The 20764-nt window shown below is 68.9% G+C and carries 11 protein-coding genes; 4 read left to right on the forward strand and 7 right to left on the reverse strand.

The genetic code is table 11. From position 1 onward, the window contains the following. Window positions 1-7: 7 nt before the first annotated feature. Both K7711_RS09185 and K7711_RS09190 read left to right on the forward strand, forming a co-directional pair. On the forward strand, window positions 8-469 hold the full coding sequence (locus K7711_RS09185; RefSeq protein ID WP_222966930.1) for a cupin domain-containing protein: 462 nt from the start codon (window positions 8-10) through the stop codon (window positions 467-469). A 370-nt stretch (window positions 470-839) separates the two neighbouring features. After that, window positions 840-3095, forward strand: coding sequence for a DUF8320 family protein (locus tag K7711_RS09190; protein ID WP_222966932.1), 2256 nt, complete (start codon window positions 840-842; stop codon window positions 3093-3095). Window positions 3096-3114: 19 nt separating this feature from the next. Here K7711_RS09190 and K7711_RS09195 read toward each other — a convergent pair whose 3' ends face one another. From K7711_RS09195 to K7711_RS09225, 7 genes are all read right to left on the reverse strand, one after another. Beyond that, the gene (locus tag K7711_RS09195) at window positions 3115-3621 is read right to left on the reverse strand and encodes a dihydrofolate reductase (protein ID WP_222966934.1); all 507 of its coding nucleotides are present in this window, start codon (window positions 3619-3621) and stop codon (window positions 3115-3117) included. Between the two features lie 32 nt (window positions 3622-3653). Then, complete coding sequence (locus K7711_RS09200; protein ID WP_222969169.1) at window positions 3654-5804, reverse strand: acyltransferase family protein; 2151 nt, start codon at window positions 5802-5804, stop codon at window positions 3654-3656. Window positions 5805-6002: 198 nt separating this feature from the next. Beyond that, window positions 6003-7193, reverse strand: coding sequence for a L,D-transpeptidase (locus K7711_RS47445; protein ID WP_372460127.1), 1191 nt, complete (start codon window positions 7191-7193; stop codon window positions 6003-6005). Window positions 7194-7935: 742 nt separating this feature from the next. Continuing rightward, window positions 7936-8163, reverse strand: coding sequence for a ferredoxin (locus K7711_RS09210; RefSeq protein WP_222966938.1), 228 nt, complete (start codon window positions 8161-8163; stop codon window positions 7936-7938). 10 nt (window positions 8164-8173) lie between these two features. Next, window positions 8174-9382, reverse strand: coding sequence for a cytochrome P450 (locus K7711_RS09215; RefSeq protein WP_222966940.1), 1209 nt, complete (start codon window positions 9380-9382; stop codon window positions 8174-8176). 106 nt (window positions 9383-9488) lie between these two features. After that, window positions 9489-10085, reverse strand: a complete 597-nt coding sequence (locus K7711_RS09220; protein WP_222966942.1) for a TetR/AcrR family transcriptional regulator — start codon at window positions 10083-10085, stop codon at window positions 9489-9491. An 81-nt stretch (window positions 10086-10166) separates the two neighbouring features. Continuing rightward, window positions 10167-12347, reverse strand: a complete 2181-nt coding sequence (locus tag K7711_RS09225; protein ID WP_235746977.1) for an MMPL family transporter — start codon at window positions 12345-12347, stop codon at window positions 10167-10169. Between the two features lie 450 nt (window positions 12348-12797). Between K7711_RS09225 and K7711_RS09230 the strand changes: the two genes are divergently transcribed. Together K7711_RS09230 and K7711_RS09235 are read left to right on the forward strand one after the other, a co-directional pair. Continuing rightward, window positions 12798-19247 carry a type I polyketide synthase gene (locus K7711_RS09230; protein WP_222966946.1) on the forward strand — a complete coding sequence of 2150 codons (6450 nt, stop codon included), beginning with the start codon at window positions 12798-12800 and terminating at the stop codon, window positions 19245-19247. 110 nt (window positions 19248-19357) lie between these two features. Further along, complete coding sequence (locus tag K7711_RS09235) at window positions 19358-20761, forward strand: condensation domain-containing protein (protein ID WP_222966948.1); 1404 nt, start codon at window positions 19358-19360, stop codon at window positions 20759-20761. Window positions 20762-20764 lie beyond the last annotated feature (3 nt).

Raw genomic sequence — 20764 nt, forward strand, 5'->3', positions numbered from 1 at the left:
AGAGAACATGACAGAAGTACTGATCACCGGACAGGACAACGCCGAGGTCGCACTGACCGGCCCGGTCGTACTGCGAATCCTGGAGGACGGCAGCGCCACCGACCATCGGCTCGGCGTCGCCGAGATCGAGGTCGCCCCGCACACCCAGGGACCGCCGCAGCATCGGCACGCCCGGCACGACGAAGGGTTCTACGTCGTCTCGGGCACCGTCCGCTTCACCGTCGGGACCACCGACCACGACGTCCCCGCGCGCACCCTGGTCATGGTCCCGCCGGGCGCACCGCACACGTTCGCCAATCCCTTCGACGAACCCGCGGTCATGTTGAACACCTTCACCCCCGATCTGTACGTGCAGTACTTCCGCGATCTGCGCGCCATGATCGAAGCGGGCGAGCCGATGACCCCTTCGAGCGTCATCGAGGTGATGGCGCGTTATGCGACCACACCGGCCGAAGATCACCAGCACTGAGTCCGGGGCCGCAACGGCCGCAAGGCATTTGATCGGGACGCGGACCGGTCCAGTCTTTGATGTAGCGAACCGATTGCATCGCAATATATTTCGACACCACTCGTGCGGGAGTCCGACGCGTCCCATCCGGGCGTGAAATCCGCCGACTACCCACCGATTCCGATCCGGCCACCGGAATCGGTACACGCGCACAACGGATTCCCCTGTGGGGATGCGCGTGCCTGGCGCCGTCGAGCGAAAGGCGAACCGGCATCGCGAATGTCAATGGCTGGTGGGGTCGCACGTTGCCCTCTCGGAGCGACGTCGACGCCCCGGGCCTCGGGGCGTGCGGCCGGGTTCGGGTGGGTGACCGGTGCGTCGGTGGGGACCGATGGGCGATGATAGGGGTGTGGGCTGGAATCCGAGGCAGTGGGTCGCTGCCCGAGGACTTCTGGTTCGGGGGACGACTCGTGGGGGGCGCGCCGAGGCGCGGGCTCGGCGGGCGCTCGGGTTCGCCGCGGGCCTGGGCGCGGTGTTGTGGGTGCTCAGCCATGTGCAGGTGATTCTGTCGCAGGCTCGGATGGTGCAGGCGTGGTGGACACCGACGGTGGTGGCCGGGCTGATGATCACCGGGGCCGGGCTGGTCGTGGCCGCGTTGACCGTCGGCGGGCGGACGGTCGACGTGCTGGCGACCTGGTTGGCGCTGGTGATGCTGGCAGCGCTGATCACGTTGCCGATCGCGGGGCACTACAACTGCTTCGGTCCGGCCGGCACCTGGATTCCACCGCTGGTCGCGGCGACCGCGGTGGCCGCGGTGCTGGCGTGGCGGCGATGGTGGCCGGTGTATCTGCTGGTCTCGGGCGTGGTCGCCGCGGTGATCGACGCGTACGTCTCCGGCGGCACCGGAATCCACACCATCGCCGAGGATCTCGTGCGGACCTGGGGCGTGCAGGGGTTCCTGACCTGGACCGCGGCCCGGCTGCTGGCCGCGGCGATCGAACTGGACACGGTGACCGCGATCGTGGTGCGCCAGGCGACCGTTGCCGCGGGCGCGGAGGCCACCGACCGCGAACGCACCCGTTTCGCCGGACTGATCCACGACAACGTCCTGGCCACCCTGCTCGACGCCGCCCGCGGCGGCGCGGCCGACCGGCTGCGACGTTCGGCCGGGCGCACCCTGCGCCAGCTCGACACCAGTCCGCACGAATACCGCGTCGAGGACACCGGCGAGGTGCGCGAGACGATCGAGGTACTGCGCGCCGAGGCCGCCGAGCACGGCCTCGCCGTCACCGTCGAGCTCGCGAACCGGGCTCGCGAACTGCGCATACCGCGTGAGGTGACGACCTCGCTGGCCGGAGCGCTGGGCGAGGCGGCGCGCAACAGCCTGCGGCATGCCGCGTCCGACGGGCGCACGGTCACCCGGGGGGTGTGGATCGAGGTCGACGAGGGCGGGGTCGTCGTGCGCGTCGTCGACGACGGGGCCGGATTCGATATCGACCGGGTGGGGGCGGAGCGGCTGGGCGTGCGGCAGAGCATCCTGTGGCGGATGCGGTGTCTGCGCGGCGGCCACGCGGAGGTCGACTCCGCGCCCGGCAGGGGAACCACGGTGACGTTGCGGTGGACCCATACCGACCCGCAGGAACCGCGCCCGCCCGCGCTGATCGGCGTGCGGGGGTGGTCCGGAATCGTGATGATGGCGCTGCTGTGCTGGGCGGTGGGCATGCTGCTGCTGGGATACGTACGCAGCGGCGATCCCGTCGTGGCCTACACCGGGTTCGGCCTGGTCGCCGCGGCCGGCGCCGTGGTGCTGATACCGCGTGACGATCCACTGCCCGCGCCTGCGACCTGGGCGGTGGCCGTGATGGGTCCGCTCGCCGCGGTCATCGTCAACCTGGGCCCGCCCGAGGCGCACCACGCGGTCTGGGTGCTCGTCGCCTACTCGTATGTGCTTGCGCTGCTGGCGATTCGGGGGCGGGTCGCGGCGACCTGCGTAGCTCTGTTCGCGGCCGGCGCCGCCTACTCCCTCGCGGGCGGATCGCCGGGGGCCGCACTGAACGGCACCGCCGTCGCCGGGGCGACCGTCCTGGCCGCGGTCGCGTTCACCCTGTACATGCGCCCGCTGCTGCGCTCATATCACGGTGCCCGCGCGGATATCGCCCGGCACGCCGGAGCCGAGGCTCGCGCGGCGGCGCAGAGCCGGGAACGTCGCGATCAGATGGCCTATCTGTCGCGCACCGCACGCCCGATGCTCGAATTCCTCGCCGCGGGCCGCTCGCTGAGCCCGCAGCAGGTGGGCGAATGCCGGTTGCTCGAGGCCGAACTGCGCGATCGGCTGCGTGCCCCGGGCCTGGCCGCTCCGGCACTGGTCCGCGCCGCCCGAGCGGCCCGGATCCGAGGTGTGCGACTGACCCTGCTCGACGATGCCGGACCGGGTTCCGAGCATGGCGAATTGCGTGCGACGATCGTGGAAATCGCTGTCGCGTACCTGGATTCGGTGATGCACGGACGGGTGACGGTCCGGGTCCTGCCGCCGGGACGCGGCTGCGCGGCCACGATCGTGATCGTCGAACCCGATGCCTACCGCCGCGTGGAGATCGACTCCGGGGGAGTGCCCTCGGCGACCACGGAACCGGCCGCCGCGGGCTGAGCGACCGGCTCGCGCGGGCTCATTTACGGGCGTAACTGCGGAATTGGAAACTGTCCTTGCCGTTGGTCGAACGGGTGATCCCCGTGGTGAAGGCCAGCACGAACTCCGGCGGGATCCGGGGTGCGTAGGCGTCGCCGGAAACCTTGGCGTCGACCTCGGTGATCACGATGACGGTCGCGAATTCGACTGCCGCGGCGAAGATCTCGGCGCCGCCGAGCACCCACACCTCGTCCGGGTCGGTCAGTGCCAGGGCCTCGGACATCGAATCCGCGCTCTCGGCGCCCGGGGCGAACCATTCGGGATTGCGGGTGATGACGATCGTGCGGCGATCGGGCGCGACGCGCGCCTGGTCGGGCAGCGCATCCCAGGTCCGGCGGCCCATGATGATGGTGCGACCGCTCGTGACGTCCTGGAAGTGCTGCACGTCCTCGGGGATCTGCCACGGGATGCCGCCGTTGGCGCCGATGACGCGGTCGCGGGTCTGCGACCAGATCAGTCCGATCGTCCGCTTGCTGTTCTCGGTCATACGCGGTCACCACCTTCTCCGAATAGTTGCGTTCACCACCACTTCAGAATCGGCCGCATCGCCCGGCCCAGCGCGGGCGCCAGGGATCGCGAGTAGTTCGCGGTCAGGTGATGTTCGTCGTGATAGATCAGGATATTGCCTGCCGACACCGGGCAGACGTCCGCCGCGCAGACCGCATCGGTCATATCGAGCGGAAAGACGTTGGGGAACCGCGAGGCGGGCTCGGCTTCGGGGTTGACCGGATTCAGCGCGTAGTCACGGGGCAGGCCGCAACTGGTGCTGTCGCCGCCCTCGGCCAGGCAGTCCGACGCGCGATAGCGGATCCCGTCGTGCCGCAGCCACGGCGTGTCGCGGATGGCCACCACGTTCAGGCCGCGATCGGCCAGCTGGGACCACACGTCCAGGTAGTCCTGCGGGGTTTCGTCCCCGGGGCCGTCGAGCGGGCGGGTGCCGGTGGTGAACACCCACTCCGGACGTTCCTGGCCGAGCCGGTCGATCACCTGGCGGGACCAGTCGTGGCAGTCCGGAATCGTCTCACCCTTGTACGAGATGTCGTCCGAGACGGTCAGCGGGCAACCCATCTTCAGCATGACCCGCACCCGGAAACCGTGCTGCTGCCCGAGAAGGTGCAGGGCCGGAATCCAGTGCTCGGCGTGCGAACTGCCGACCACCGCGAGGGTGCGCTGCGCGGTGCGGTCACCGTAGTCGCAGGTGACCAGATCGGTGGTGGACCAGTCCGCGATACAGCCGTCGGTGGTCGGATAGGGCAGATCCGCGGGAGCTTCCAGGACGGTGGGCCGCATCCGCGCCTGCGGGACCGGCGCGCCCGCGGCCAGCGCCTCCGCGCCGGGGTACTGGACCGCATCCAGCGACGCCGGTGGCCTGGGCCCGTTCGCGCCCATCGCCACGTGCCAGGACACGCTCGCCCCGATGCCCACGACACCGACGATCGTGACGAGTGCGCCGATCGGCCGCCGGAAACGCAGCAGGATCGGGGCGATGGAGAACGTCCGGGATCGTTCGGCTTGCCGGCTCTGCTCGGCCGCGATCGCGCGGGCCGAACGCATCCGCAACGGCTCCTCGACCAGATGCCGCGTCGCGTACGCGAGCACCAGCGACGCCGCGATCACGCCGAGCCCGCCCACGGGTCCGGCCATCGGCCTGCCGCGCTCGGAGAGATAGAAGATCAGGAACGGCCAGTGCCACAGGTACAGCGAATAGGCCATCCCGCCCAGTTCCACGGCCGGGCGCGTGGCCAGCCAGCGCAGCGGCAGCGGCCGGGCCGCGGGTTCGAGATTGTTGCCCGCGAGGATGAGCGCGACGGCCGCGCCGACCGGGATCAGCGCCGCGGGTCCGGGGAAGACGGCGGCGCCGAAGACCAGCTCGCCGCAGATCGCCACGATGACCATCCCGGCGATCGCCAGGACGATGCGCACGATCCGGGGCATGGTCAGCCACGGCGCGGCGATCGCGAGCAGCCCACCGGCCAGCAGCTCCCAGGCTCGGGCGAACGAGTCGTAGTAGTTCCAGCTCTGATGGGCGCTCTCGCCGACCATCGCGTAGAGAAACGACGCCACCGTGAAGGCGCCCAGCAGCACCAGCAGCGTGGGGCGCAGATGTTCGGAACGTCGCATTTTGCGCAGCGACCAGGCCACCGCCGCCAGCAGCAGGGTGATGGCCAGATAGAACTGCCCCTGCACCGACATCGACCACAGATGCTGCAACGGGCTCACCGACGGATCGGCCGCCAGATAATCCGACGACGCGAGCGCCAGATGCCAGTTCTGGTAGTAGAACGCCGAGGCCAGCGTCTGATCGGCCAGATCCGCCCACTGGGTGACCGGTCGCAGCGTCACCACCGCGAGCACCACGGCCGCGAGCACCACCACCAGTGCCGGGAGCAGGCGGCGCAGCGTGCGGCACACGGTGAACAGCACCCGCACCGCGCCGCCGGATTCGATCTGCCGCAGCAACAGGCCGGTGAAGAAGAAACCGGACAAGACCAGGAAGATGTCCACGCCGCCGGACACCCGCCCGAACCAGATGTGGAACATCACCACCAGGACGATGGCCACACCGCGCAAGCCGTCCAGGTCCAGGCGATACGCGCTCGCGGCCGAGGGGCGGGCGGTGACCGGGCTCTGCTGTGCGCCGGATTCCACCGGCTGTTTCGTCCTCCCCATCATCGCGCGCAACACTGTTGTGCGAGTGTGCAATTCGCGTCGGACGGCGGGCAGGGCGGTGAAACGGGCTGCGTCAACGAGGAAACCGGCACATGAATTCTCTTATCATGTCCGCGAATTGGGGTCCAATCAGGACATACCGAACAGACCCCGCCGACGCGGCCGCTGCCTGCGGTCGCGTCGGCGGGGTCGGCCCCGCTAACTGTTGGCGTTACCGGCCTGCCAGGTCTGCCACGGGACCTCCCAGTCGCCGTAGGTGTCCCACACCGGCAGGGTGGGACCACCCGAATTGGTGATCTCCACGACATCGCCGATGCCGAAGTGGTTGTAGAACCACTGGGCGTTGTCGGGGGCGAGGTTCACACAGCCATGCGAGACATTGCTGCTGCCCTGCTGCCCGACCGACCACGGCGCGGAGTGCACGAATTCACCGTCATTGGATATCCGCTCGTCCAGCGCCACGGTCTCCTTGTAATACCCGGGCTGACCGGCGCAGGTGCCGTAGGTGCACGAGTCCATCACGATCGAGGGCTGCTTGTCGGAGATGACGTGCGGGCCCTCGTGCGAGGGGAAGCCGGGCGAGCCCAGGCTCATCGGCATCTGGTTGACCTGCTTGCCGTTCTGGAAGATGGTCAGCTGATCGGTGCTGCCGTCGGCCTTGGCGACCCAGGAGTCGTGCACGGTGTAGTCCGCGCTGTTGTTCTCCGCGCCCAGTACGCCGTTGCCGAGGTCCAGGCCCACCACATCGGCCTCGATGTGGATCTTGGTGCCCGGCAGCCAGTAGTTCGGGCCGCGGTAGTGCACGTCCTTGTCGTCGACCCAGTACCACGCGCCGGGCTGTGCCGGGGTGACGCTGACGTGCAGATGCTTCTGCACCTCGGCCTTGTTGGTCACCGGCTTGGTGAACTGGAACACCATCGGCTGTCCCACGCCGATTCCGGTGTCGGCGACCACATCCGGCGCGGGCACGACGTTCGCGTAGGCCGTGCTGACGTTGTCGGTGGAGATCGTGTTGACGGTGAAGTTCTGCTTGGTGTGCGCACCAGCGGAGTTCACCGCGTCGGCGGTGATGGCGTAGGCGCTGGAGAAGGCCAGCGAATCGGTGTTGGTCCAGGTCAGCCCGTCGGGGGACAGGGTGCCGGCGAGCGGTTTGCCGTCCGGGGTGGTGGCGCTGACCGAGGTCAGGCGCCCGCCGGACGCCGAAACGGTGATCGGGACGCTCGGATTGATCGGATTCGCGGTGTCCGGAACGCTGATCGCCGCGGCCGGGACCGCGGGCGTGGTCTTCTCGCTGCCGCTGCCACCACTTCCGCCGTGGTCGGTGGCGGAGCGGCCGAGGAACACCGCGCCGACGGCGATCACGACGATCGCGACCGCTGCGCCGATCAGGAGCCACGTCGCGCGTCCGGGACCGGGTACCGAGGTGCCGGGCGCCGCCGCGCCGACCTTGGTGGGCGGCGGGATGGGCGTGGACGACGGCAGGACCGTGGTCGGCGCATCGGTGGTGGGTCCGGGTGTGGCGGCCGGGATCGCGGTCGTGGCGGCCTCGGCGGTGTTCGGGATCGCGGCTGTGGCGGCCTCCGAGTCGGCGTCGGCAGCGGGACGACCCGTGCCGGTATCGGACGTTTTGTCCGTATCGTCTTGTGCGGCAGCGTCTTCGGAAGCAGCGCCGGATGCGGCGGAGGTGTTCTCGGATGCGTCGGATGCGGCCGGTGGTGTTCCGGGGCGGCTGTCCTTACCGGTGGGCGGGGTGGCGTCGGTGGGTTCGCCGGGGGTGGATTCGGTCACGGTGTTCTGTTCGTCCTCACCGATCCCCGTGTTAGCGGCGACCGGTATGTCGCTGGTGTTCGGCTCTTGGGCGGGGTGCGACCCGCCGGTGTGGTCGGGATCGCCGGTCTGGCTCATCGTGCCCCCGCCCGGGCCAGTATTCCACGTCCACCCCCGCGCCCCTGCGCCCGCACGTCTCCGGTCGACGGGTCCGGGGCACGATCGTTACGACATTCCTCCATGATTCGATCTTGCCGCACGATCGCGAAAAGCACGCTCCCTCACAGGATTCGCACAGCGGAGCGAGACCTCGCCGATGTGCGCCGGGTCACCCGACCACTCAGGCGGGCGACCCGGCGACGGCTCACTGTTCGGGTGCGAGGATCTCCCCGGAATCGGCCGCGCGCACCAGAATCGCCTCGACCGGACAGGATTCCGCGGCGTCGATGATGCTCTCGTCCGGATCCGCCAATTCGGCCACCGGACTCGAATATCCGTCGACGAGGGTGAAGTGCGCCGCGGCCGTGCCGGTGCACATACCCGACCCGATGCAGGTCTCGCGCTCGACGGAGATCCGCCACTGATCACTCATCGGCGCGCCCCTACCAGATCACCGGCAGTGCGACGGGTCCGCGCACCAGCAGACCGGTCTTCCACGGGACCTCCTCGGCCGGGACGGCCAGCCGCAGCCGCGGGAACCGGTTCAGCAGCGAGCCGAGCGCGACCTGCAGCTCGACCCGCGCCAGCTGGGCGCCGAGGCAGTGGTGCACGCCGTGGCCGAAGGCGATGTGCGGATTGTGCTGACGGGTCAGATCGAGCTCGGCCGGGTCGTGGAAGACCGACTCGTCGCGATTGGCGGACTGAGTGTTGACGAAGACCGCCTCGCCGGCGCGCACGGTGGTGCCGCCCACCTCGACGTCCTCGGTGGCCACCCGGGCGAACGCGCCGCCGGAACCGAGCTGCACATACCGCAGCAGTTCCTCGACCGCGTCGGGTACCAGATCCGGATCCGCGCGCAGCGCCTCCCACTGGCCGGGCGTGGACAGCAGCAGATAGGCGAAGTTGGCGATCTGGTTGGCGGTGGTCTCGTGACCGGCGATCAGCAGGGTGATGCCGAGCTGGACCAGTTCCGCCTCGGTGAGCCGGTCGTCGTTGTCGCGGGCGGCGACCAGCGCGCCCAGCAGATCGTCGCCGGTGTCCGGTGTGGCCCGGCGGGCGGCGACCACCTCGGCCAGGTATCCCTCGAGTTCGGCGCGGGCCGCGGTGATCTGGTCGGCGGTGTAGGCGGTGGTGGACAGGATCGCGTCGGAGAAGTCGCGGAACCGGTGCTGATCTTCCGGCGGCACGCCGAGCATCTCGCAGATGACCGTAACCGGAAGCGGCAGAGCGAGATTCGCCACCAGATCCGCGGGTGCGCCGAGTCGCTCGATCTCGTCCAGGCGCTGATCGACGATCTGCTGGGCGCGCGGGCGCAGCAGATCCACCCGGCGGCTGGTGAACGCCTTGGCGACGAGTTTGCGCAGGCGGCTGTGCTGGGGCGGGTCCATGCTCAGCAGCGAATTGCCGCGGGTCGGTTGAGGAACCGCGCGCGGGACGTCCTCGCGGTCCACGGTCACCGCGCGGCTGAACCGCGGGTCGGCCAGCACGAATTTGACGTCCTCGTATCGGGTGACCAGCCAGCCGTCACCGCCGTAGGGCAGGTGGACACGGCTGATCGGCTCGTCACGGCGCAACTGCTCGAAGAGTGGATGGATCTCGAGTCGGACCGGATCACCGAAGGGGTAGTCGCGTACCGGCGAGTCGACGCTCATGTGAACTCCCTTCCCCCACGCCGCTCACGGCGTGCAAGCGATGTAAGCGGTTGCTTACAAAAGCATCGTAGGGTGGTCCCCGGAGCACGTCAACGGATGAATGTCGTTAGCGCGGTGGGAAATTCACATCCATGCGCTCCAGCAGCACGCGCGCGGCCCGCAGCACATGACCGGCAACCGCGTCCGGATCGGCCCCGGCCAGCGGATCGCGCTGGTGCACCGACCGCATCAACCCGATGCCCAGCAACCATGCCAGCAGCAGATCCGCGCGCAGGTCCGCATCGGGTTCGTCGGTGAGAGTGGACAACGCGCGCACGTACTCCTGGCCCAGCTGCGCGCGGATCGCGGCGGTGCCCTCGTCGTGTCCGCTCGAACGCAGTGCGGCCTGCAGCCAATAACCTTGCGTGGCAGTACCGCCCGGTTGCAGCATGCGCTCGAGCATGCGGCCCAGCAGCGCGTCGTCGGGTCCTTCGGCGAGCACCCGGCGGCCGCGATCGGTGATCGAGGCGCGGAACAGTTCGTCCTTGGTGCCGAAGTAGCGGAACAGCAGCGCCTGGTTCACCCCGGCGCGCGCGGCGATATCGCGCACCGTGGCACGCTCGAATCCACGCTCGGCGAACAACTCCTGCGCCGCGCTCAGCAGTGCCGCGCGCGTCGCGGCCGAATCGCGCCGGCGTCCGGCCGGTGCGCTCTCCTCGGACATCCCATCCTCCCGGTGATCGTCCCAGCAGAGTACGGGCATCGCGTGCCCCGCTGGTGATCTCCGGGGGCGGGTCGCGACCGATCAGGGTGCGGTGGAGGGTACGACCTCGGGGGCGGTCTCGGTGTTCGGTTCGGCCGGTGCGGGTTCGGTGGCAGATCGGCGGCGCTCGCGAGCCCGCAGACGCGGGGCCCACCAGGAGATCTCGCCGAACAGCCGCATCGTCGCCGGGACCAGCAACATGCGCAGGATGGTCGCGTCGATGAACAATGCCGCCACCATACCGTACGCGATGTACTGCATCATGACCAGATCCGAGAGTGCGAACGCGCCGGTGACGACCAGCAGGATCAGCGCCGCGGCGGTGATGATCCGGCCGGTGTGCGCGATGCCGGAGCGGACCGCGTCGGTGGTGGACGCACCCGCCCGGCGCGCCTCGACGATGCGGGCGAGCAGGAATATCTCGTAATCGGTGGACAGCCCGTAGATCACCGAGACGATCAGCACCAGGACCAGCGCCATGATCGGCTGCGGCGTGAAATTCATTGCGCGCGAGCCGTGTCCGTCGACGAAGATCCAGGTCAGGATGCCCAGGGTGGATCCGAGGCCGAGCAGATTGAGCGCCCCGGCCTGCAGCGGCAGCACGATCGAGCCGAAGGCGGCGAACATCAGCGCGGTGGTCAGGAGGAAGACCAGAGCGATCATCCAGGGCAGGCGATGTAGCAGCGCGTCGACGCTGTCGCGTTGTTCGGCGGGTGTGCCGCCCACCAGAATCGTTGTGCCCCTGGGCAACGGCATCGAGCGCAGGTAGTCGATGGTCGGGTCGGGGTTGTGCCAATCCACCAGGACGGTGTCGGTGGTGAAGATGCTCGGATTCGACGGGCCCTGCACCGGGTTCGGGAACGACGCGACCAGACCCGGTGCACGATTGGCGGTTTCGAGTACGCCCGGGACGGCCGCGGTGTCGTTGGTGATCAGGATCAGCGAGATCGGCCCGGTCTGCCGCAGCGGGAATATCCGGTCGAAATGCTGCTGGGCGAGGCGGGTCTGGTTGTCCGGCGGCAGGAATCGTTCGGTGATACCGCCGAACGCGATGTCGCGCACCGGGGCGATCAGCAGCACCAGGATGGCGACGATCGGAATCCCCACGGCCAGTGGTCGTTTCATCACCCAGCCGGCCAGCCGTCCCCAGCGGTTCTCCGGATCCTCGGCGGTGCCGCGGGTGCGCTGGAACCGGCGGAACCCGAACCGATCGATCCGGCGGCCCAACACCGCGAGCATCGCGGGCAGCAGGGTGACCGCGGTGAGCGCGGCCAGTGTGACGGTGATCATCGCGCCGTAGGCGAACGAACGCAGGAAGCCTTGCGGGAACAGCAGAATCGCCGCCGACGCGGCCACCACGATCATCGCCGAGGACACCACCGTGCGCCCGGCGTTGGCCACCGTGCGCCGCACCGCCGCCGGAACCTCGTGCCCGTCGGCGAGTTCCTCGCGGAACCGGCTCACGACGAACAGTCCGTAATCGATCGCCAGTCCCAGCCCGATCATCGAAACCACCGGGGAGACGAAGGAATTCACGTCCGTGACGGTGGTGATCGCCCGGATCACCCCCCATGCCCCGATCACCGTGAGCCCGCCGGCGATCAGCGGCAGGGCGGCTGCGACGATGCCGCCGAAGACGAAGAACAGCAGCACCGCGACCGCGGGGATGGCGAACAGTTCCATCCGCATCTGATCGTGCGCCATGGTGTCGTTGAGCGCTCCGGCGACCGGTTGCCCGCCCGCGACCTCCATATCGATGCCCGCAATGGTGAAAGCCCCCGCGACGCGCCGATAATTGCGCATCACCTCGGTGTTGTCGTTGCCACGGATCGCGATGGAGGCGAAGGCATGTCGGCGATCCGCGGAGCCGAAGACATCCGGCAGCGACAGCCCCGTCGAAGTGCGCCAATAGGTTCCGTTGACCTTGGCGATCTGTTCCGGAAAGCGTTGCGGCAGTTCGTTCAGGCTGTTCACCACGGTCCGCGAGAACGCCGGATCGTCGATGGTGCGTCCGGGCGGTGCGTGGTAGAGCACGAGCACGTCGGCAATGTGGTTGCGCCCGAACGTCTCATCCTTGATGCGAGCCTCGCGGATGGACTGCGAACCGGGATCGTCCCAGCCGTCGGCGCTGAGCCGATCGTGCAGATCCATTCCGTAGACGCCCAGTGCCATCAGTCCGGCCAGCAGTACCACGATCACCGTGAACCGCCGCCGAACGACCATGTCCGCCCAGCGTGTGAAATCGGCGAACAATGGCCGCCTCCCTGCCGCGTCGAATATCGGTATATACGTGGCGGCCGGTATGCACGCCGAACGCCGAGGGGATCCTATCCACGCATGTGTGAATTCATCGGTGATAGGTCGGGTATTCTGAGACGACACAATGACACGCGGTCGATATTGTGAACGATACCGAGTGTCGTATTGTGGCCTACTCCAATCGCGCGATACGCCTTTGGTTGGATCGCCATGCCGTTCACCAGCGAGTCCTGGGCGATGTCACAGTCGCGGGCAGGGTGCGTCCGAGGACGGCACAAAATGTTTCCGCGGGACTGTTCGTCTCGTTATGCGTCGATACACTGAGCCGGGCCTGTCAACTGTGCGGGGTGCTGAATTACACGGATCGCCGAATCGGACGGCGATGACATATCCCGAGCTCGGGAGGAAAACTGCGTGTCTGATATTGCAATTGTCGGTATCGGTTGTCGATTCGCGGGCGGCATCGACTCGCCCGACACGTTCTGGGATTTCGTGGTCGACAAACGGGACGGAGTGGTGGAGATTCCGGCCGACCGCTGGGATTACCGACGATACTACGATCCCGAACCGCGCACGCCGGGTCGCGCCTACACCAAACGCGGCGCGTTCATGACGATCGATCCGTGGGAATTCGATCCGGATTTCTTCGGCATCTCCCCGCGCGAGGCGACGGTGCTCGACCCGCAGCAGCGGCTGCTGCTCGAGGTGAGCTGGGAGGCCCTGGACGACGCGGGCGTGGCCGGGCGCGCGACCGGTGCACCGGTCGGGGTCTACGTCGGCGGATTCGTGGTGGACCAGTCGGTCATCGGCGTGGTCGGCCCGGCGCTGTTCCACACCGATATGCACACTCCCGCCAGCGCCTCCTACACGATGCTGTCCAACCGAATCGCCTACGCGCTCAACCTGACCGGGCCCGCGCTGACGGTCGACACCGCCTGCTCGTCCTCGCTGGTGGCCTTCCATCTGGCCTGCCAGGCGCTGGACAACGGCGACTGCGAAGTCGCGCTGGCCGGTGGCGTCAACGTCATGCTGCAGCCCGAGACGTTCGTGCTGATGTGCAAGGGCGGATTCCTGGCCACCGACGGCCGCTGCAAATCCTTCGATGCCTCCGCCGACGGGTACGGCCGCGGCGAGGGCGCCGGCATGGTGGTGCTCAAACGGCTCGAGGACGCGGTCCGCGACGGCGACCGGATCTATTCGGTGGTCAAGGCCACCGGTGCGAACCAGGACGGTCGCACCACCGCGATCACCGTGCCCAGCGCCGAATCCCAGGAGTCCCTGGCGCGCCAGGTGTGCACGCGCGCGGGTCTGCGCCCGGACGAGATCACCTACGTCGAGGCGCACGGCACCGGCACCCTGGTCGGCGATCCGGTCGAATTGCGGGCGCTGGGAAGGGTTTTCGGCGCACCTGCCGGACGCAGCGGAACGCTCGGCGTGGGTTCGGTGAAATCGACGATCGGGCATACCGAGGCCGCGGCCGGCGTGGCGAGTGTGATCAAGGCGGCGCTGGCGATCGCGCACCGCACGATTCCGCCGCAGGGCTGGCTGGACAAGCCCAATCCGGACATCCCCTTCGAGGAACTGGGCCTGAGCGTCCAGCTCGAGCCCGAGCCGCTCGCACCCGGCGGTGCGCCGATGACCATCGCGGTCAACGGATTCGGCTACGGCGGCACCAACGCGCACGCGATCCTGCAGGAGTACCGCGAACCGGTCGCGAGCACGGCCCGAGCGCACGAGCACTTCGGTATCCTGCCCATCTCCGCGCGCGGCACCGCAGCGGCCCGCGCGCAGGCGGGCCGATTCGCGGATCTGCTTGCCGCGGGCGCGGATTCGGCTCATCTGGCCGAGGCGGCCTGGACCCGGCTGGCCCATCACCCTTATCGCACCGGTGTGCTGGTCGACGGCGACACCACCGAGCTGATCTCCCAGCTGCGCCAGTTCGCCGGGGGCGAGGGCCGCGACGCGGCGCGCACGATCCTGTCGCGGGTGGCCGAACCGGTCTTCGTGTTCTCCGGCATGGGCCCGCAGCATTGGCGGATGGGTCGCGAACTGCTCGCCGCCGGTGGAGTTTTCGCCGAGACCGCACAGCGGATCGACGAGGAGTTCCGGGCGTTGTCCGGCTGGTCGATCATCGAGGAACTGCAGCGGCCCGAGGAGGAATCGCGGGTCACCCGCACCGAGGTGGCCCAGCCCGCGAACTTCCTGATCCAGGTGGCGCTGGTGCGCGAACTCGCCGAGTACGGCATCACGCCCGCCGCGGTGGTGGGCCACAGCGTCGGCGAGGTGTCCGCGGCGTACATCACCGGGATGCTGACCCTGCCCGAGGCCGTCCGGGTGGCGTATCACCGCGCCCGGTTGCAGGCGACCACCGCGGGAACGGGCGGCATGCTCGCGGTGGGCCTGAACCCCGAGCAGGCTCGCGAACTGGTCGGCGACGACGCGCGAGTGGACATCGCGGCGATCAACAGCGCGAGTTCGCTGACCCTGTCCGGTGATGTGGAACGGCTCGACGAGATCGCCGAGAAGCTCACCGAGGAAGGCGTTTTCGCGCGTCGCCTGCGAGTGGAGGTGCCGTACCACAGCCAGCTGATGGATCCGATCCTGGACGAGTTGCGCACCGAACTGGCCGCTCTGGCACCGCGGTCGCCGATCGTGCCGCTGTACTCCACCGTCACCGGCGCACGCGTCACCGAGGACGACTGGGATGCGGAGTACTGGTGCGCCAACGTGCGCCGACCGGTGCTGTTCCGGGACGCGATCGCGGCGCTGATCACCGCGGACAGCCGGGTATTCCTCGAGGTCGGCCCGCATCCGGTGCTCTCGGGCAACATTCGCGAGACGCTGCTGGGCGCGGACGTCAACGGCACCACCGTGCCGACACTCGATCGCACGCAACCGGATTCGGAGAGCATCCGGCGAACTCTGATCGGCCTGTACGCCGCCGGGGTGCTCGCGCTGGACACGCTGTTCCCCGCGGACCGACCGGCCACACCCCATCTGCCGCTGCCGCGCTACCCCTGGCAGCGCACCCGATTGCATTCGGCGCTACCGCTTTTCGAACAGGCGCGCCTGGGCACCCCCGACGGGTACGCCATGCTCGGCGATCCGGATCTGGAGGGCCGCCCGGACTGGCTGCTGCAGGTCGGCGGCGAACTGCTGCCGTGGCTGGCCGATCACGTCGTCAACGGGGTGAAGATCATGCCCGGCGCGGCCTACCTGGACGCCGCGCTCAGTGCCGCGGCCAGCCGACTGGGCGTGAAACGCGTCGGCCTGGAACAGGTCCGGTTCGTCGCAACGCTGATCATGGGCGCACCGGACGTTCCGCTGGTGGCGTTGAGCGTGGAGGAGGCCAGCGGGCGGTTCCTGATCCGCTCGCGCGGCGCGACCGGACAGGCGTGGACCGTGCACGCGCACGGTCGCCTGCTGACCGGCAGCCACGAACAGACCTTCACCCGCGTGCCCGGCATCGAGGTCGGGGTCGACGTCGATCCGGAGATGTTCTACTCCGCCCTGGATGCCGCGGGTCTGCAGTACGGCCCGGCCTTCCGGCGCGTGATCGACGTGCGGGTCGGCGAGGACGTCGTGGTGGCGACCGTGGACGGCTCGATCGCCGAGGGCTCGGGGCATCTGGCCCATCCCGCGGTGGTGGACGCGGCCATGCAGAGCGCGGCGCTGCTGTTCGCCGACGAGCGGATCAACGAGGGCACGATGGTCCCGGTCGGGGTGAACGCGGTGCGGCTGCTCGCGCCGCTGCCCGAGCGGATCACCGTGGTGGCCCGCCGCGACCCGAAGGCGCGGCTGCGCGCCGACGTGGATCTGCTGGACGCCGACCAGAATCTGGTGATGCGCCTGACCGGTCTGCAGATCGGCGCACTGCGTCCCGGGGACGACCCGCTGCACAGGATGGTCGATTTCTACTATGCCGACACCATGGAACAGCGTGATCCGATCGACCCGGCCGCACTGGCCGACGCCGGATCCGCCACAACCCTGATCATCGCGCTCGGAAAGAGCGCCCGGGCAACCGAACTGGCCGAGGCGATCCCGGGATCGCGGCTGTACCAGGTGGATTCGCCCGGCACCGAGCTGGAGCCCGAACTCACCGAACTCCTGCAGGCCGGACGGGACGAGGGCACCCGGCGGCTGCACGTGGTCCTGGTCGCCGGACCCGACCCGCAGGACGATGTCGCACAGCTGTGGACCCTCAAGCGAATCACCGTGGCCGTACACGAATTCGCGAATCCGGAGTCCGCGGACGGCACACCGCAGTCGGTCTTCGGCGACGGCGCCTGCCACGTCACCCTGGTGACCGAACGCGCCTTCGCCCTGCCGGACACCCCGGCCACACCGGACTCCACGCAGGCCGCCCTCGCCGGTGCGCGACGGGTGCTGCTGAACGAGCAGACCGCGCTGCGCTGGCGGCTGATCGACACCGAACCCGGCGGCCCGATCGCCGATCTGGTCGCGGAACTGGCTGTGCCCGGGGCGTTCTCGCTGGACAACACCGACGAGGTGCTGTTGCGCGAGGGGGTGCGCTGGGCGCCGGTGGTGACCAAACCGCTGCCCGAGCGACTCGAGGAGCTGGACACCGATCGTCCGCTGACCGATCCGGAGGCCAACTTCACCCTGGAGCTGCCACGCACCCGGGTGCTGTCCGCACTGGCCTGGCGCGAATGTCCGCGCCCGGCACCGGGTCCGGATCAGGTCGAGGTCCGCATGCAGGTGATCGGCCTGAACTACAAGGATCCGCTGAAGGTCATCGGTCTGCTCGGCGAACGCGAACTCGCGCCGACCTACTTCGGCACCGTGCCGGGGATGGAGGGCGTCGGGGAGATCACCCGGCTCGGCGAGGGCGTCACCGATCTGGCCGTCGGCGATCTGGTCGCGATCGCGGCCAAGGGCATGATGCGCCGCTTCGCCCTCGCCGACCGGTCGCTGACCATCCCGCTGCCCGCGGACACCGATCCCGGATATTGCACCAGCACAATCGCTTTCGGCACCGCCGAATACGCATTGCACGATCTCGCGCGGCTCGAGCCGGGGGAGACGGTGCTGATCCACGGTGCGGCCGGCGGCGTCGGCACCGCCGCCATCCAGGTCGCCAAGGCGCGTGGGGCCCGCATCATCGGCACTGCCGGCACCGATGAGCGGCGCGCGCACATCCTGACCCTGGGCGCGGACTACGCGGTGAATTCACGCTCGCTGAACTTCGTCGACGACGTCCTCGCCATTACCGGCGGCGCCGGTGCGGACGTGGTGCTCAGCAGCGCTCCCGGGGAGATCCTGCGGCAGAACTTCAACGCCGTGGCCGAATTCGGGCGGATCGTCGAGGTCGGCAAGGCGGACATCTACACCGGCGGACTGCTCGAGATGAGCAACTTCGACAAGAACGTCGCCTACTTCTCGATGGATCTGGACCGGCTGGTCGCGGTGCGTCCCGAACGTCTGACCGCCCTGCTGCAACGGGTCTACCAGCGGGTGCTGGAAGGGGTGTACCAGCCGCTGGAGTACACCATGTTCGACACCCGCGATGTGGCCAAGGCATTCGAGGAGACCATCCGCTCGACCCGCACCACCCGGATCGCTCTGCGCATCGACGATCCCGAACCGCCGGTCCGCTCGTATCTGCCCGAACTCGACATCGACAGTGCCGCGACCTATCTGGTCACCGGAGGCTTCGGCGGATTCGGGATGGCCATCGGCCGCTGGCTGGTCATGCGCGGTGCGCGGCGGCTGGTGCTGGCCGGACGCAGCGGTGCGAGCACCGAGGACGCGCGACGGCAGCTCGCAGCCTGGCGCACCATCGGGGTGGAGGTGCTCGAGGAAAAGCTCGACGTCACCGACAGCGAGGCCGTCGCGGCGATGGTGACCCGCGCGCATACCGCCGAACATCCGCTGCGCGGGGCGTTCCACGCGGCAGGCGCGGTGGCCGACAACCGCATCGCGCTGATGGAACACGATCAGCTCGACCGGGTGTACCGGCCCAAGGTGCACGGCGCGCGGGTGTTGCACCAGGCGATCGCGGACGCCGGCATCACCCTGGACATGTTCGTGCTGTGCTCCTCCGGCGGTTCGATGTACGGGATCTACGGTCAGTACAACTACTGCGCGGCCAATGTCGCGGTGGAATCGCTGGCCGAGCAGTGGTCCCGCGCGGGCGAGCGGGCGCTGTGCGTGGGCTGGGGCCACCTGTCCGGCGCGACCGGCGGTATGGCCGCCGACGAGACCGCGGTGAAATATCTCGATCTGGTCGGCTTCGGCGCCATCGATATGGCCGACGCCACCGCCTATCTGGAGCAGACCCTGCGCCTGGGCGCGACGCGGGCGGCCATCATCCCGACCGACTGGGCCAAGCTCACCGGCACGTTCCCGCAGCTGGCCCGGACCGGGCGCACCACCGCGCTGGCGCAGGCCTCGGCCAAGGACACCTCGGAGCTGGCCCAGCTGCGCGATGAACTGGCGGAGATGGAGGAGGTCAAACGCGGACCGTTCATCGCCCGCAAGATGGCCGAGGAACTCGCGGTGGTGATGGGCGTTCCGGTGGAGTCGATCGATATGACCGTCCCGGTGCCGGAACTGGGCCTGGATTCGCTGATGGCGGTGGAACTGGGCGCGCGGGTGACCAAGACGCTCGGCATCGATCTGATGTCCCTGCAGATGGGCCGCTCGTTCAGCCTGGAACAGGCCGGGCCCAAGGTGGCCGAGCTGATTCTGGCCTCGGCGACCTCGACATCGGAAACCGAAGCGCCGCAACCCGTTCCGGTCGTCGCTGCCTCCGAGCAGGCGGTGGCCAACGGCGCCGCGAACGGTGGCGCAGCCGTGGATTCGCCGCTGGTCCTGGCGAATTCCGAGGCCGGGGCGTAACGGCTCCGGCGAGTGGATCAACCCAACCAGACCGCGTGCCGCGCACGGCCCGACCGAGCATCCGCGAGGTGGGCCGTGCGTCGGCGCGCACCGGGAAGTGAGGACATGTCGTGGTCGGTTTCGGTCTGATCGATGAGTGGGAACCGGCCCCCGGCCGCCTCACCAGCTGGGTGGCCTCGTCGCAGGCACTCGAGCGGGCCGCCCGCGCCCCGGAACATCCCGTCCCGCCCGCACATCAGCAGGAGGAGTATCTGCGCCTGGCGGACCGGCACCGCGAGGCGGGTTTCCGGTATTCGGGCCTGTGCGTGGTGACCGCCGAGATCCCCGCCGGGGACCTCGATCGCGAGGCGATGACCCGGGTGGTGAACGCATTCCTGTTGCGGCACGACAGTTTTCGCACCTGGTTCGCTCTCGGGCCGGGCGGGACGGTCCGGCGGCATCTGGTGCCCGCCGAGGCGATCGAATTCGTCCCGGTCGACCACGGCGAGATGTACGACGCGGAAAGTATCCGCGACCACGTCGAGAAGACCACCCCGGGACCGTTCAACTGGGACTGCTTCACCTTCGGCGCCATCGAACGTACCGAATCCACCACCGTGTACCTGGCCGCGGACCATCTGCACACCGACGGATTCGGCCAGTACATCGCCGGATTCGAACTGGCGATGCTGTACGTCGCGCAGGTGTGGCAGGACACCGGCATGCTCACCGAACCGGCCAGCCATCTGGACTACTGCGCCCGCGAGCGTGCCTACACCGAACAGCTGACCCTTACTTCGCCGGGCGTGCGTCGGTGGGCACAGCTGTTGCGCGGCAACGACGGTCGATTGCCTTCCTTCCCACTGGATCTGGGCAAACGCCTGGACGGCTACAACCGCAGCGCGCACCGCACCGTCACGCTGCTGGACGCGGCCGCGGCCGAACGGTTCGACCGCGTCTGCGGCGAGCAGGGGGCCGAATTCGCCGGTGGCATCTTCGCGGCGGCGGCGCTGGCCGAACGCGAATTGACCGGCAGCGATTACTACTTCGGCATGACGCCGATCAGCACTCGCGTCTCGGCGGCCGAACGCGCGTCGGTGGGCTGGTACGTGAACCTGGTGCCGGTGGCCTTCCCGATCGGCGCGAAGACCCCGTTCACCCGCATGGTGCCGATGGCGCAGCGCGCCTACGACGACGGGCTGCTGCTCGCGCCCACCGCGCTGCACCGGGTGCTGCACCTGCTGCAGTCCGATCCGGAGATCAAGGCCGGACCCGGCTCGGGACATCCGATGATCTCCTACGTCGACACCCGCGAGTTGTCCGGCAGTGAGTACTTCGACATGGCCGACTGCGGGGTGTACGCGAACCGGGCGGCCTCGGAGGAGGTGCTGATGTGGATCAACCGTTTTCCCGAGCACACCACGTTGAGCGTCATCTATCCGGATACGCCCGTCGCGCACGAGTCGGTGGACCGCTACATCACCGCGATGGCCGCGGTATTCGCCGAGGTCGCCGGAGATGTCGCCCGAGTGTGACTC

It is taken from the genome of Nocardia coffeae, assembly GCF_019890715.1.
Lineage (GTDB): Bacteria > Actinomycetota > Actinomycetes > Mycobacteriales > Mycobacteriaceae > Nocardia > Nocardia jiangxiensis.

Coding starts and splice junctions, on each gene's coding strand:
- K7711_RS09200 (WP_222969169.1), bottom strand. CDS start 5,804: ATGGGGAGGACGAAACAGCCGGTGGAATCCGGCGCACAGCAGAGCCCG.
- K7711_RS09225 (WP_235746977.1), bottom strand. CDS start 12,347: ATGGTCGTTCGGCGGCGGTTCACGGTGATCGTGGTACTGCTGGCCGGA.
- K7711_RS09220 (WP_222966942.1), bottom strand. CDS start 10,085: ATGTCCGAGGAGAGCGCACCGGCCGGACGCCGGCGCGATTCGGCCGCG.
- K7711_RS09190 (WP_222966932.1), top strand. CDS start 840: ATGGGCGATGATAGGGGTGTGGGCTGGAATCCGAGGCAGTGGGTCGCT.
- K7711_RS09215 (WP_222966940.1), bottom strand. CDS start 9,382: ATGAGCGTCGACTCGCCGGTACGCGACTACCCCTTCGGTGATCCGGTC.
- K7711_RS09210 (WP_222966938.1), bottom strand. CDS start 8,163: ATGAGTGATCAGTGGCGGATCTCCGTCGAGCGCGAGACCTGCATCGGG.
- K7711_RS09185 (WP_222966930.1), top strand. CDS start 8: ATGACAGAAGTACTGATCACCGGACAGGACAACGCCGAGGTCGCACTG.
- K7711_RS09195 (WP_222966934.1), bottom strand. CDS start 3,621: ATGACCGAGAACAGCAAGCGGACGATCGGACTGATCTGGTCGCAGACC.